The organism is Pseudomonas sp. UM16, assembly GCF_050312595.1.
Classification (GTDB): domain Bacteria; phylum Pseudomonadota; class Gammaproteobacteria; order Pseudomonadales; family Pseudomonadaceae; genus Aquipseudomonas.
In genome coordinates this window covers 13,710-28,505 of the sequence record NZ_JBNPJT010000028.1, presented here as the reverse complement: position 1 = coordinate 28,505, position 14,796 = coordinate 13,710, and the positions used below count along the sequence as shown (strand labels likewise).

6 protein-coding genes and 1 pseudogene are annotated in these 14,796 nt (G+C 57.6%); 3 read left to right on the top strand and 4 right to left on the bottom strand.

Going from position 1 to position 14,796, the window contains the following annotated elements:
* Positions 1-81: 81 nt before the first annotated feature.
* The 3 genes and pseudogenes from ACQRAX_RS24065 to ACQRAX_RS24055 form a co-directional block, all read right to left on the bottom strand.
* Positions 82-2,460, bottom strand: a complete 2,379-nt coding sequence (locus ACQRAX_RS24065; protein ID WP_412040803.1) for an efflux RND transporter permease subunit — start codon at positions 2,458-2,460, stop codon at positions 82-84.
* A 20-nt stretch (positions 2,461-2,480) separates the two neighbouring features.
* A complete protein-coding gene (locus tag ACQRAX_RS24060) occupies positions 2,481-3,527 on the bottom strand; it encodes a WD40/YVTN/BNR-like repeat-containing protein (protein WP_412040672.1) in 1,047 nt (348 codons plus the stop codon).
* A 220-nt stretch (positions 3,528-3,747) separates the two neighbouring features.
* Positions 3,748-4,335, bottom strand: a pseudogene (locus tag ACQRAX_RS24055) (aminopeptidase N C-terminal domain-containing protein); the annotation flags it as partial.
* Between the two features lie 789 nt (positions 4,336-5,124).
* Here ACQRAX_RS24055 and ACQRAX_RS24050 point away from each other — a divergent pair.
* From ACQRAX_RS24050 to ACQRAX_RS24040, 3 genes are read left to right on the top strand one after another with little or no spacing between them, the layout of a single operon-like run.
* On the top strand, positions 5,125-9,555 hold the full coding sequence (locus ACQRAX_RS24050) for a condensation domain-containing protein (protein WP_412040673.1): 4,431 nt from the start codon (positions 5,125-5,127) through the stop codon (positions 9,553-9,555).
* 49 nt (positions 9,556-9,604) lie between these two features.
* A complete protein-coding gene (locus tag ACQRAX_RS24045) occupies positions 9,605-10,915 on the top strand; it encodes an MFS transporter (RefSeq protein WP_412040674.1) in 1,311 nt (436 codons plus the stop codon).
* Positions 10,912-11,883 carry a TauD/TfdA family dioxygenase gene (locus ACQRAX_RS24040; RefSeq protein ID WP_412040675.1) on the top strand — a complete coding sequence of 324 codons (972 nt, stop codon included), beginning with the start codon at positions 10,912-10,914 and terminating at the stop codon, positions 11,881-11,883. The genes ACQRAX_RS24045 and ACQRAX_RS24040 overlap by 4 nt, the downstream gene beginning before the upstream one ends.
* Before the next feature lie 246 nt (positions 11,884-12,129).
* Here the strand turns inward: ACQRAX_RS24040 and pepN are convergent, their stop codons facing one another.
* Positions 12,130-14,787 carry an aminopeptidase N gene (pepN, locus tag ACQRAX_RS24035; protein ID WP_412040676.1) on the bottom strand — a complete coding sequence of 886 codons (2,658 nt, stop codon included), beginning with the start codon at positions 14,785-14,787 and terminating at the stop codon, positions 12,130-12,132.
* Positions 14,788-14,796: the final 9 nt, after the last annotated feature.

Below are 14,796 nucleotides of genomic sequence, written 5' to 3'. Positions count from 1 at the left end.
GGCCCCCACAGAAATTACAACCTCTGTAGGAGTCGGCCTTGCCGGCGATGGGCTACACAGTAGCCCCGCTTACCACACCGATCAGTGAGCGAAAATCGATCCGCTCGCCTTGCCGGCCATTTTCTCCGGTTTGATCAGGAACCGTGCCAGCGCTGGCAACAGCCACAGTGCGCCGAACATGTTCCACAGCAACATGAAGGTCAGCATCAGGCCCATGTCGGCCTGAAACTTGATCGCCGAGAAAATCCAGGTGCACACGCCAATGGCCAGGCACAGGCCGGTGAACAGCACGGCTTTACCGGTCGACTTGAGCGTCTGGTAGTAGGCTTCCTGCAACGGCAGGCCGGCACGCAGGAAGCTTTCCAGGCGGCTGTAGATGTAGATGCCGTAATCGACACCAATACCCACACCCAGCGCCACCACCGGCAAGGTCGCGACTTTGACGCCGATGCCCATGAACGCCATCAGCGCGTTGCCGAGCACCGAGGTCAGCACCAGCGGCAGCACGATGCACAGGGTCGCGGCAAACGAGCGGAAGGTGATCATGCACATCACCGCCACACAGATGTACACCAGAATCAGGATGGTCAGCTCAGCCGACTTGATCACCTCATTGGTGGCCGCCTCAATCCCGGCGTTACCGGCCGCCAGGAGGAACTCCAGGCCTTCCTTGTTATGGGTATCGGCAAACTCTTTCACGGCATTGACCGCCCGATCGAGGGTTTCCGCCTTGTGGTCGTTGAGGAACACCAGCACCGGTGCCAGCGAGCAGTCGGCGTTGTACAGACCGTCGGCGCGGGCGATGGAGCTGTTGAGCACGTCAGTGTTACGCGACAGGCTTTCCCATTTCAGGTTGCCTTCGTTCATGCCCTTGATCATCTGCTTGGAGACGGTAACCAGGGAAATCGCCGACTGCACGCCTGGGGTGTTCTCCATCTTCCACATCAGCTCGTCGATCGGCGCCATGGTCGAGTAGATCGAACAGCCCTCGGTCGGCGTTTTGACCATCACCACCAGTACGTCGGAGCTGGTCGAGTAGTTGTTGATGATGAAGCTGTTGTCGTTGTTGTAGCGCGAATCCGGACGCAACTCCGGTGCGCCCTGGTCGAGGTCACCGATCTTCAGGTTCTGGCTGTACCAGAGGCCGCCACCGAAGGCCAGCAAGGCCAGGACGATGGACACCGGCGCGACCTTGGCGCTGGCGAAGTTGGACAGCAAGCGCCAGAACGGATGCTCGCGGGTCGCGTCCTTCTTGCTGCGCTCGATGGCTTTCTTGCTGATGCCGACATAGGAAATCGCCACCGGCAGCAGGATCAGGTTGGTGAACACGATCACCGCCACGCCGATCGAAGCACCGATTGCCAGCTCGCGGATCACGCCGATGTCGATGATCAACAAGGTAATGAAGCCGACGGCGTCGGCCAGAATCGCAATCATCCCCGGCAGGAACAACTGGCGGAAGGTGCGTCGGGCAGCGGTCAGGGCGTTATCGGCGTCGCTCGATTGCAGGGCAATACCGTTGATCTTCTGCACACCGTGGGAAATACCAATGGCGAAGATCAGAAATGGCACCAGCATCGAGTACGGATCCAGGCCGAAGCCCACCGCATGCATCAACCCCAGTTGCCAGACCACCGCCACCAGGGTGGTGATCAGTACGGCAATGGTGCTGCGGATACACCAGGTGAACCAGTACAGCAGGACCCAGGTGATCACCAAGGCGATAGCGAAGAACATCGCTACCATCACCAGGCCATCGATCAGGTCACCGACTTTTTTCGCGAAACCGACGATGTGAATCTTCACATTAGGGTTTTGCGCCTGGAACTTGTCGCGGATTTTCTCTTCCAGCTGATGGGAGAACTGCTGGTAGTCGAGCTTGATCAGTTTGCTCTGGTCCTGCGGGTCCGGGTAAGACTCCAGCAGCGGCACATCGATGATGCTCGACTTGAAGTTGTTGCCTACCAGGCGACCGACCTGGCCGGACTTGAGCACGTTGTTGCGCAGTAAATCGAGGCTGTCAGGCGAGCCGTCGTAGGTGTTGGGAATGACTTCACCACCGGCAAAGCCTTCTTCGGTCACCTCGGTCCAGCGCACGCTAGGACTCCACAGCGATTTCAGCCCGGAGCGGTCAACCCCTGGAATGTAGAAGACCTCGTCGTGAATCTGACGCAAGGTCTCCATGTAGTCCTTGCTGAAGATATCGCCATCGGTGGCTTCCACCGAGATGCGCACGGTGTTGCCAAGGTTGGCCAGATCGTTGCGGTGTTCGAGCATCTTCTCGATGAAAGGATGCTCAAGCGGAATCATTTTCTCGAAGCTGGTCGAAGGACGGATCTGCATGGCCTGCCAGAACAGGAACACACTGACCAGCAGGCAGATCAGGATCACCACCGGGCGGTTGTTGAAGATCAGGCGCTCAAGCAGCGTCGCCTTGTCGTGATGGTGCTGCTGATTCATGTTGAACTGCTCCTGCTGGCTCATGGCTGCACTCCTTCGGCGCCCTGGGCCGAGGCCAGGTGCACACCACCCTGGCCAACCAGCACCAGTCCCTCACCATTGCGAGCGCTGACAGCCGCCAGAGCGATGCGATCGGCGCGGTTGAAGATGCTAAAGGTCTGACCGTCGTCGCTGCTGCGCAGGACACTGCCACCGTTGCCGACCAATACCAGGTTGCCATTAGCCAGAAGCGTAGCGCTTGCCAGGCCAAATTCGAGGGCACCGCGGGCGGCCTTCAGTTCGATCTGTTGCCAACTGTCGCCAAAATCTGTGGAACGGTAGAGGTTGCCACGCAGCCCGTAGGCCAGCAGTGTGCGCGGCTGGGCGGTGCCGATCACACCAAACAGCGAGCCTTCATAGGGGCCTTGAAGCTTCTGCCAGGTCTGGCCGTCGTCACTGGAGCGGAACATGCTGCCCTGCTCGCCGACGATGAACAGGCCGGCCTCTTTGACCTGGGCTATGCCGTTGAGGTGGAACTGGTCTTCGTTGTCCAGACGTTCAGCGACATCGAGCCACTGTTTGCCACCGTCGGTGGTTTCCAGCAAGGCGCCATAGGCACCCACGGCAAAGCCATGCTCGGCGTCCTTGAACCAGACATCGAGCAGCGGTGCTTCACGTTGCAGGTCTTCGAATTGCTTGGTCCAGGTCACCCCGCCGTCGCTGCTGGCCAGGATCTGCGCGTCGTGGCCGACCGCCCAGCCCTGCTTGGCGTCGACAAAATAAACGGCGGTGAGCAGTTGCCGGGTCGGCACTTTGGCTTGGGTCCAGGTCTTGCCCTGGTCATCGGAGAAGAGAATATGGCCGCGATCACCGACAGTGATCAGGCGTGGGCCGGCTTGGGTCACGTCGAGCAACAGGCTCCTTTCGGCCTTGGCCGATTCTGTTGAGTAGACCTTGGCCTCGGACGTTGCCGCCACAACCGTGGTGGCCGACAACCCCATCGCCATCACCAGCAAACCGCTGGCGGCCAATGCCCATGGGCGCGCGCGCGCTGCGCCGCCGGTACCTGCCATGTATGGCTCGGTCATAGATGTGTCCCCCGATTATTGTTATTTGGGTCAATCTATTTGCAGGTACTGCGAAAAACCGTGTTCCAGAGCCCCGCAAAAGCTGAGAGCCATCCTATCGGGGTTTTTGAAGGGCTGACAACGAACGGGACGTTATCTTTTGTTAAGCGAGGGAAATGCGGACGTTGCAGGGGCGGGTTGACCAGCGCCGCCCCGGTCAACCCGCCCCTGCAGATGAGTTTTAAGCCAGGCTCTTGCTCACCACTTCATAAACATCGCTGGACAGCGAACCGGACGCCAGAATGCGCTCCAGTTCGCCCTTCATCAGCGCCTGACGGGCGGCGTCGTATTTGCGCCAGCGGGTCAACGGCGCCAATTGCCGCGAGGCAATCTGCGGGTTGAGGGCGTTGAGCCCGATCACCAGATCCGCCAGGAAGCGATAGCCAGAGCCATCGCCAGCATGGAAGTTGACCAGGTTCTGGCCAGCGAAGGCACCGATCAAGGCACGTACCTTGTTCGGGTTCTTCATAGTGAACGCTGGATGCTGCATCAGCGCTTTTACCCGTGCCAGACCGCCCGGCAAGGTGCTGCCCGCCTGCACGCTGAACCATTGGTCCATGACCAGTGGGTTGTCCTTGAAGTTTTCCGCGAAGACTTCCAGCGCCTTGGCCCGTTCGGCTTCAAACGGCGAGTTGACCAGCACGGCCAGCGCGGTAAGACGCTCGGTCATGTTGTCACAAGCGTCGAACTGTTCCTGGGTTGCGGCCAGTACTTCAGGTTTGCCACTGAGCATCAGGTACGACAAGGCAATGTTCTGCAGGCTGCGGCGAACTGGTGGGGGCCCTGCTCGGTTTTCATCAGACGCTTGAAGTAGTTATTGAAGCTTAAGTGTTTCATGATGTGTTTCCTAACGCGCAAGAATGGCATCAATGGGCTGGCGGATTGGGTAAATTATTTTTTACGCCAATCTTCATTGCCTACTCCGGTCTTTTGGTCTCGCTAGGGATTTGCGCCGCCCCAAATTTTCGGCTTTGGCTGCCATTGCTATTGCTCAGGCTCGGAAAGGCCCTAAGTCCGTATGGTAGGGGCAGGATGATTACCATGAGGTCTATAGTCTCATCATAGGTCGGGGTACTGATGAATACTAAAGTTATCGTTAAATTGGCGATCCTGACTGTATATCTTAAAGCTGGAATGCTGTCGGAAAAAACCTACATCGCCCTTTTGATAATGTCGATTTTTTCAACGGCACTGACAACACCATTACTCGTTTTCCTAGGGAGATAGTGGGACAGCCACTAAACGTGACGAGAGACGTGTCGATTGAGGTGTTTGATTTTTTCCGGAATCCCTATTACCGTCCAATGAAATTAAGACCAAGGCTACGCAGATGCTCCACTCATCACTGAAGAAATTTTCGCCCTAATTATTCACACCAATAAATTGGCCAGGCGATTTAACAGACACTTCCAACGCTCGCACTTTGATCGCCCTGACGCTTCTTTCATTCGGCGCAGTGGCACCACTTAGTCTCCCGGCAGCTCTACGCATCGTAGCAGCGGGCTTTTTAATACATGTGCTCGCTAGACCAAAGACAAACAAAAAGAGCAAACCTCACATGCGACATCTCATCAAAGGCAACCCACCAGTTGACCGAAACAATGGGGGCGACGTCATGAAAAACATACCCGATACAGTATATGCGCTCTCTATAGAACAGTCTCGACGCTTGAAGGCAGTGCACCACGCGCCCGAATCCATAAATGGTGTATCGCCCTATCTGGCAACCATCACCTGGTCATTCCCAGCTGACCCCACATTACTATCTAACGCCGTGGATGCAGTGATCTCCCGGAATGAAGTCCTACGTTCGAAGGTTACTTCCCCCAACTATTCCAGCACCCCGTTTCAAGCCATTCTTCCCACTTCCGAGCTACGACGGTTAGGTTTGCACTCCAAAGTCCCATCGACGAGCGATGCCTTCGAGATGCTTTTAGATTGTTGGAGGGGAAGTGGTTACGAACAGGCTCTGCTACTCACAGATAGTCTTACAGAGTCAGGTGAGCGCTGCCTTTCTCTCCTGCTGTCACCCGTGTTCGGAGACTTACCTACCCTCCGGCTCTTCGCCAGGGATCTTGCGCGGCTTTATCACCAGCAGACCTTGGCCCAAACAGTTGATCAAGACCCTGCGGTGCAGTTCGTTGAAGTCATAGACTTTCTGAACGAGCGTAAACTTGAACCACAACCAGAGACTGAGAGTAAACCTCACGCCTTCAACGCAAGCCTTAAACCGTACGGATTCCAAGACAAACCAGACGGACAAGGTACCTGTTCTACGTTAGTGCAGATAAATACTGATGCCATGGAACAGATCTGCACAGTGTGTTCCAAGACCGGCGTCTCGAAAGAAGCGGTGTTGTTGGCGGCCTCTCATAGAGTCTGGAAACGCCTTTACTCGACGGAACCCTCTGGGTTCACAATCCTCCACGAAGGACGCGCGCATTCTGAACTTGCTGATGCCTATGGCCCATACGCACTTCGCCGATATTTACCGGCGCAGTGGGAGACAGAGCAAGAAAAATCAGAAGATGTACTGAGCAAGGCGGCGCGTTTTATAGACGCCTCCTTTGAAACAGATACTGAACCGGCTGAATCCCCCGGCGCCATAAGCCTCGTGTTCGAATGTGGTTTGGGAAGTAAATGCGCTGACCCTACAGGTTTTCAACTCAACTTGCACGCCGCGCCTGCTTCAACCTCTGAGGTCGTCATCTCTTTTATCGAGGGGGTATTACCCTCTGCGCCAGGATCACTGATTTTGAGTGGGCATTCTGCCGCCACCAGCAAGCTCGCACTAGCAGACTTGGGTCATATGATATGCACGGAAATAAATGAGTGGCTCAATCCTACGCGAGACTGCAGTTCATTATCGGTGAATTCCCATAAGCGCTCGAATGAAGTACAGAAAGTTGACCTTCTTGCCAACCTGCACGAGGCCTTGCGCACAGGCGCAGAGAACTTAGCGATCAAGTCCGACATTCAAGACTGGACGTACCGTCAGTTGTACGACTTCGTGAACGCTACAGGCTGGCGCCTGTTGGAACTTGGCGCTACAAAGGGCCGCCCGATCGTTATTATCGATACAGCCTCATATGAACTAATCGGTACTTTGTGCGCATGCCTGTTGCTAGGCGTCCCATTCGTCGTCATTGATCCGGATACGCCAGTCAAGCGGCGAAATACAATATTAGACAGTCTGCAAGCGCCGCTGATTCTGGTCGCCGAGGGCGCTATTCTGGCCGAGCTGCACGCGGCTGGAGCACAAGCGATTGGCGCCGGTGAGTTCGTCAATGACGCCCCTCTTCCAATCATTTCAATGGATGCTGAACATCCCGCTTACCTGATTTACACATCCGGCTCCACAGGCACTCCCAAGGGTGTGGAAGTTGGCCACGCGGCACTGGAGAACTTTCTCTCTTGGATGGTGGAAGCCTTCGCGCTGACCTCTTCGGATCGGGTTCTTGTCAGTACTGCTCCAACCTTCGATGTGTTTATACGTGAAGTCTTTTGGCCGTTGTTGCAGGGGGCGGCAATAGTGCTTCCTGGGCGGCAATCCAATTGGTTGGATCCTCGAATTCTGGCCTCTCTGTGTGCCGAGCAGCGGATCACCCATCTTCGCCTTGTGCCGTCTTTGATGCTGGAGTTTGTGCACCTTGGGGTGGTGCTTCCTTCCACGATTAAGCGTTTCATGAGCGGTGGAGAGGCTGTTCCCACGAAACTCCTACAGGATTTCATAGCGCTTAACCCGCTGCCGTTTTGCGTTTTTTATGGACCTACCGAGACCACCATCAACGTCGCTTTCTGGCAAGGAGAGGGGCACTTCACCCCCATCAACGCACCACTTGGATCACCCGCCGCTGGAGCGCAGTTGCTTATTTTGGACGAGTCGTTTCAACCGGTGCCCTGGGGCGCTGCCGGGCAGCTATCTGTGGCCGGCAAGCCATTAGCAAACGGCTATAAGGATAATGCGGCTCTGACAGAAGAGAGCTTTCGTTGGCTGGACCTGGGCGGACTCGAAAAAACCCGGGTCTATCTGACGGGCGACAGGGCCCGCAGACTCCCGGATGGTTGCTATGAATTCCTGGGCCGCATGGACGACCAGGTCAAGCTCAGAGGCTTTCGCATTGAGTTGGGCGAAATCGCCCATGCGCTGAGGCAGCAGGAAGGAGTGACGGACGCCTTGGTACTGGCCGACACTCAAGCCACAGAAGCGCACCTGATCGCCTATGTCATGCCGGCTCATCGTGCAAACGACAGCACAGCCTTGCGAGAAGGCCTGCGCCGGGAATTGCCCGAATACATGGTGCCCGCCGCGTTCGTCGGGGTTGATCAATGGCCTTTGACCCAAAACGGCAAGATCGACCGACGTGCATTGCCGCAACCGCAAGCCGCAACCGGCGGCCACGGCGCCCTCCCCGCCGAAGGCCTGCCCCGCCAGCTCGCGCAAGCCTGGTCCGAGGTGCTTGAGGTCCAGCACTTGAGCGTGGAAGACAACTTCTTCGATCTCGGCGGCCATTCGCTGCTGGCCATGCGCTTGATTTCCAGGCTGCGGGATGACGGCCTGGACATCAGCCTGAGGCAGTTTTTCGACCGACCCACCATCGCCAGACAGGCCGAATTCTTCGCACAGCAGCCTCGCGATCCGTTGATCAAAGCCGTAGAAATCCCGCGCCTGCCCCGTGAAGAACTCTTGCCGCTGTCGATGACACAGAACCGCTTGTGGATCCTTGATCAGTTGGTGCCCGGCAATCCGGTCTACAACATTCCACTGGCCCTGCGCCTGACCGGCCCGCTGCAACAGGCCGCCTTAGTGAAGTCCTTGGAAGCGATCGTTCAACGCCACGAAATCCTGCGCGCCAACATCATCAATGACGATGGCGAACCGCAAATCACTTTGCGCACATCGGCGGCGGTGCCTTTCGAGGAGGTCGAGCTATCGGCTGCCAACCTCGACGAGTTACTCACGGAGCGTGCGCGGCGGCCGTTTGACCTGAGTGAAGATGCACTGATCCGCGCGACGTTGGTCACGCTCGGGGCTGAGCACCACGTGTTGCTGCTGGTCATCCATCACATCGTGTTCGACGGCTGGTCGCAGTCGGTTTTGTTGAAAGAACTGGCGCAGCTATACAGCGATTTTTGCAACGCCCGCCCTTCTTCGCTGCCCGAACTGGCGTACCAATACATCGATTACGCCCAGTGGAAACGCACCCAACTGGCCGAGCAAGGTGTGCTCGAACGCCAACAACGCTTCTGGCGCGAAAAATTCGACAGCGCACCGAAGACCTTCGGGCTGCCCACCGATTTCCCTCGCCCTGCGGTGCAGAGTTTTGCCGGTGCCGAATACGTATTCGAGCTCGCGCAGCCGTTGATGCGCGACCTGGAAAGCCTCGCGCGCCAACAGCGGGTCACCCTGTTTTCGCTGATGCTCTCTGCCTACGCCGCGACGCTTGCGCAGTTGTCAGAGCGCCGGGATGTGGTGATTGGGACAGACCTCGCGGGACGCAAAGTTTCCGGAAGCGACAACCTGGTGGGCTTTTTTGTCAACAACGTCCCCCTGCGCTTCGAGGTGACGCCCGATCTGAGCTGGCAACAATTGGTCAGCCATGTTCATGATCAATTCATGGAGGTCATCGATCAGCCGGTAGATCTTGAGTTCGACCAGATAGTCGATGCGGTGCGTCCAAAACGTGAAACCAACCGCAACCTTCTATTTCAGACGTTGTTCGCTCTGCATTACGAGACGGACGAGATGCTGCATTGGCATAACCTCACTGTGGATCGCCTGGACATCGACAGCGCAACCAGCCCGTTCGATCTATCGCTGCATGTGACGCGCCGCGGTGAGCACTTTGTGGGGCTTTTTCGCTACAGCACCAGCCTGTACTTGGGCCTGTCCATAGAGATGCTGTGCGCGTCCTTCACCGCACTGCTTGAACGTTGGGCGACGTGTTCCGATAGTCGCTGCGACGCGAACGCAGAGGCAGGCGAATGACTGGGCTCGATCTCATCACAGCGGCCAGATGCCAAACGCAGGAGCGCTCATGACCTTATCGCCCCTGCCGACCCGGATGACCCGACAACTCACTTGGATCATCGTCGCTACGCTCTGCACCTTGGTTGTCAAGGAAGTGTGGCAAACCTCGATTCCGTTGATCGCGGTGTCCATCATGCACCTAGATCCACGATCACTGGGGTTTCTCGTCGCCACCGAAACCCTGCCACTGGTTTTGCTGGGATTGTTGATCGGTGGCTGGGTCGATCGGCTGGGGCCGCTCAAAACCCTGGGGTTGTCACAAATCGGCCTGGTCGTGATTTTCTCGATCAGTGTTTATCTATCCCAGCGTAATGACCTATCGAACGCCATCCAACCGTTGTTCCTGGTGGTGTTTCTAGTTGGCTTGCACAGCATGTTGTTCGATGTGTCATTGCTCTCAGTCACACCGACCTTGGTGGCGCCTGAGCAACTGCCTTGGGCCAACAAGATCCAGGCCATCTGCCAGTCGATAGCAGAGATTGGCGGCCCCATCCTGGCCGGCAGTACGCTGGCTGTAGCCGGACCTACAGGTACCGCCACGCTGTTGTGCCTGCTTTCCGCTACGGCCTTGATCACCTGCACGGCCGCAATACGCTCGGGGCCAGGTTCGAAGGCCCACGTCACGCCTGCGAAACCGGTAACAACACTTGGCCCCAAGTTTTCCGGGTTTCGATCGCTGGTGCAGTCGGCGCTAATGCGTGCGGTAGTGTTCAACTCGCTAACGTGGAACATTTTCTACGGCATGCTGTTGCCTATCTTTGTCGGCGGTGTGGCGATTCTGGGAAACCGCCCCGAACTCACCATCTCTGTGGCCTTTTCAGCCAATGGCGCGGGCTTTCTTTTGGGGAGTCTGGGCTCAACGTGGATGGTCTCGCGATTGGGTGTGGGACGTACCATCCTGGCGGCAAAACTAATAGCCGCGTTAACAAGCCTTGGGTTGATGCTGTTCCTCTATACGTCTCGCTTTGAGACGCTGACAGCCCTCGCAGCCGTGGTTTTTTTCATCTTCGGCGCAGTTGTGGCGACCTCTCAAGTCAGCTCCGTGAGCATTCGCCAGGCCGCGATCCCGCGACCGTTCCTGGGACGCACAATGGCCGCGTTCCGTGTCACAACATGGGTGGGTTTGCCGGTTGGCTCGGTCTTCGGTGGCTATGCCGCTCATCACTTCGGAACCTTTGGCGCTCTAGGCGTGGCCATTGCCTTCAATGTGCTTTGCACCGTAGTGCTATGGCGCTCTCCCCTGTCAGCACCCGTCTTGGACATTCAACAGGTCAATCACGACGTCCCATCCAGCCTTCCAGATCCGGAGAAAAGATGAGCACCATCCGCCGACAAAGAAACGGAATTTCGTCTGTCGATGTACTTCAGACGCTGGTTTCGTTCAGTACCGATCCACACGAACCCCCTTGCACCATGAAGCCTCGTGTTCCAGGTGTTTCATTGGATGATCTACGCGACGAACGCCTGGAACAGACCAGGCATCTGCTGGCGCAACACGGCTGCGTCTTGTTGCGGTCATTCCAGGTAGAAGGGGCCGCCATGTTCTCTTCATTCGTCAAACGACTGGCCAAGACCTCAGCCCACTATCGAGAACCCGCCACGCCGCGCACCCATGTGCATGGAGACGTCTTTACCTCGACCGAATATTCATCTGATCAAAGTATTCCTCTGCACAACGAGAACTCGCATTGCGTGGCGTGGCCAATGACCATTGCTTTCTATTGCGAAACCCCGGCCAGTACCCGCGGTGGGACACCGATTGCAGACTGCCGAGGCGTGCTCAAGCGGCTAAGCGAGCCGCTCCTTACTGAATTCGAGCGGCGCAAGATCCGCTACATCCGCCGCTTCGGAGAAGTGCTGGGGTTCAGCTGGCAGAAGGTGTTCGGTGTCGATACCCGGCAGGCGCTTGAAGCCTATTGCGCCGATTCCGCCATGACGCCTCACTGGACTGAAAACGGCCTTTACGTGACGTATGAACGGGACGCGATACATCGGCATCCGTTAACGGGCGAGCGCCTGTGGTTCAACCATGGCCTGTTCTTCAATCCGGCGAGCATGCCGGATCAGATGCGCAATGAACTGTTCGAGCAAGTCGGGGCTCAGGCACTTCCCTACGACACGTGCTACGGCGATGGCCAGCCTTTTGAGCGCGAAACCCTTGAAGCCATACACGCGGCTTATGAGGCTGAGACTCGGGTATTTGAGTGGCAAACCGGTGACGTGCTGGTACTGGACAACATGCGCTTTGCCCACGGCCCGTTTCAAGCTCCTCCGGCCAGGCTGTAGATGGGGATCTCGTGAGCTGCGGAATCAGATTGATCAGCAGGCCATCGCCGTCAGGCCTGATCGCGACAATAGAAAAGCGCTCCCCAAAAGGGCAGACACGCATTAGCACCGCGCACAAGAACGCCGATTTGTAGATGTGTCTTCTCGAAAGAACATCATCCATCAAATCGGCATTCCTGTTTCTGCCTTTACCAGAATTCTGTGAAAAACCAAAAATTTGGGACTGCAAAGCAGCCCCCTTGGCCCTTAAGCCAGGCTCTTGCTCACGACTTCGTACACATCGCTGGACAGCGAACCGGAAGCCAGAATGCGCTCCAGCTCGGCCTTCATCAGTGCCTGACGCGCCGCATCGTACTTGCGCCAGCGGGTCAGCGGCGCCAGCTGGCGCGAGGCGATCTGCGGGTTGAGGGCGTTGAGCTCGATCACCAGGTCCGCCAGGAAGCGATAGCCAGAGCCATCGGCCGCATGGAAGTTGACCAGGTTCTGCCCGGCGAAGGCGCCGATCAAGGCACGCACCTTGTTCGGGTTCTTCATCGTGAACGCCGGATGCTGCATCAGCGCCTTGACCCGTGCCAGGCTACCCGGCAAGGTGCTGCCCGCCTGTACGCTGAACCATTGGTCCATGACCAGCGGGTTGTCCTTGAAGTTTTCCGCGAAGACTTCCAGCGCCTTGGCCCGTTCGGCTTCAAACGGCGAGTTGACCAGCACGGCCAGCGCGGTAAGACGCTCGGTCATGTTGTCACAAGCGTCGAACTGTTCCTGGGTTGCGGCCAGTACTTCAGGTTTGCCACTGAGCATCAGGTACGACAAGGCAATGTTCTGCAGGCTGCGACGAGCGAAGTGTTCCGCTGCGGCGACGTATTCGGTTGTCCGCGAGAGGCCGCGGTTGGCCTGGTAACGTGCATTCAAGGCGTCGAACAGCTGATCGGCGATCTGCTTGCGGGCGAACTCACGGGCCGCGTGAATGGCATCGACATCCGCCACTTCGCTGATTTCGGTGAGGTAGGCTTCGCTTGGCAGCGAGAGCATCTCGGCGACCATGGCCTGATCCAGTTGCTCGTTGGCCAGTACCGTGCCCAACGCCGTGACCAGACGCTGGTCGAGCAGCAGCGCACTGCCCTGCTGATGCTGGGCGATCAGCTCCTGCAGCACCTGCACCGACAGCTGCTGGCCGGCTTCCCAACGATTGAAACCGTCGCTGTCATGCTGCATGAGGAACATCAGCTGATCGCGATCGTAGGGGAAACTCAGCTTCACCGGCGCACTGAAGCCGCGCAGCAGCGAAGGCAGTGGCTTGGCAGCCACATCGACGAAGGTGAAGGTTTGCTCGGCTTCAGTCACCGACAGCACCCGCGAGGTGCCTGCAGCTGACGCTTCACCCTGCAGACGCAGGCCGATGTCGTTGCCCAGGGCATCGAGCAGGCCGAGCTCGACCGGTATCACGAACGGGTGTTTCTCGACCTTGTCCGGGGTCGCCGGGTAGCTCTGGCGGAAGGTCAGGCTGTAGGTTTGCGCGGCGCTGTCATACACCTCGCTGACCGCCAGACGCGGGGTGCCAGCCTGGCTGTACCAGCGCTTGAACTGGGTCAGGTCGACACCATTGGCATCTTCCATGGCCTTGATAAAATCGTCGCAGGTCACGGCCTGGCCATCATGGCGTTCGAAGTACAGGTCGCTGCCTTTGCGGAACCCTTCGGCGCCGAGCAAGGTACGGACCATACGCACTACTTCCGAGCCCTTCTCGTAAACGGTCAGGGTGTAGAAGTTGGAGATTTCGATGAAACTGTCCGGGCGTACGGCGTGCGCCATAGGGCCGGCATCTTCGGCGAACTGGTGGGTACGCAGGTAGGCTACGTCCTCGATACGCTTGACCGTGCGCGAGTTCATGTCGGCACTGAATTGCGAATCGCGGAACACCGTGAAGCCTTCCTTGAGCGACAGCTGGAACCAGTCGCGACAGGTCACGCGGTTGCCCGACCAGTTATGGAAGTACTCATGCGCCACCACGGCCTCGACTCGCTGGTGCGCAGCGTCGGTGGCGGTTTCGGCGCGGGCCAGCACGCAACTGGAGTTGAAGATGTTCAGGCCCTTGTTTTCCATGGCGCCCATGTTGAAGTCGTTGACCGCAACGATCATGAAGATATCCAGATCGTATTCACGGCCATAGACCTCCTCGTCCCAGCGCATGGACTTCTTCAGGCTGGTCATGGCGTGTTGGCATTTGTCGATGTTTTCCGGCTCGACATAGATGCGCAGGGTTACGTCACGGCCCGATTGGCGGGTGAATTTGTCTTCGACACACCACAGGTCACCCGCGACCAGGGCGAACAGGTAGGCCGGTTTCATGAACGGGTCTTCCCAGGTCGCCCAGTGCCGGCCATCTTCTTGCGGGCCGGTACCGACCGGGTTGCCGTTGGACAGCAGCACCGGGTAACGATGCTGCTCGGCGATCACCGTGGTGGTGAATTTGCTCATCACGTCCGGGCGGTCGAGGTAATAGGTGATCTTGCGAAAGCCCTCGGCTTCGCACTGGGTGCAGAACATGCTGCCGGACTTGTACAGCCCCTCCAGCGCGGTGTTGCTTTCCGGGTGGATCTTCACGCTGGTGTCGAGCTTGAAGCTTGCCGCTTTCGGCTGCACGGTAAGATGACTGTCGTCCAGTTGGTAGTCAGCCGCTTGCAACGCTTGGTCGTCCATGGCGACTGCAATCAACTGCAACTGTTGGCCATCTAGCACCAGCGGCGGCAAGCCTGGACCACGCGCAGGATTGCGGCGCATGACCAACTGCGCGTGGACCAGGCTGTGGTCCTCGAACAGTTCGAAGGTCAGGTGCGTCTCGTCAATCAGGTACTCGGGGGCCTGATAGTCCTTGAGGTAGATCACTTGCGGCTGTTCGGTACGCATGTGGCGGTC

Coding starts and splice junctions, on each gene's coding strand:
- ACQRAX_RS24065 (WP_412040803.1), bottom strand. CDS start 2,460: ATGAATCAGCAGCACCATCACGACAAGGCGACGCTGCTTGAGCGCCTG.
- ACQRAX_RS24060 (WP_412040672.1), bottom strand. CDS start 3,527: ATGACCGAGCCATACATGGCAGGTACCGGCGGCGCAGCGCGCGCGCGC.
- ACQRAX_RS24050 (WP_412040673.1), top strand. CDS start 5,125: ATGCGACATCTCATCAAAGGCAACCCACCAGTTGACCGAAACAATGGG.
- ACQRAX_RS24045 (WP_412040674.1), top strand. CDS start 9,605: ATGACCTTATCGCCCCTGCCGACCCGGATGACCCGACAACTCACTTGG.
- ACQRAX_RS24040 (WP_412040675.1), top strand. CDS start 10,912: ATGAGCACCATCCGCCGACAAAGAAACGGAATTTCGTCTGTCGATGTA.
- pepN (WP_412040676.1), bottom strand. CDS start 14,787: ATGCGTACCGAACAGCCGCAAGTGATCTACCTCAAGGACTATCAGGCC.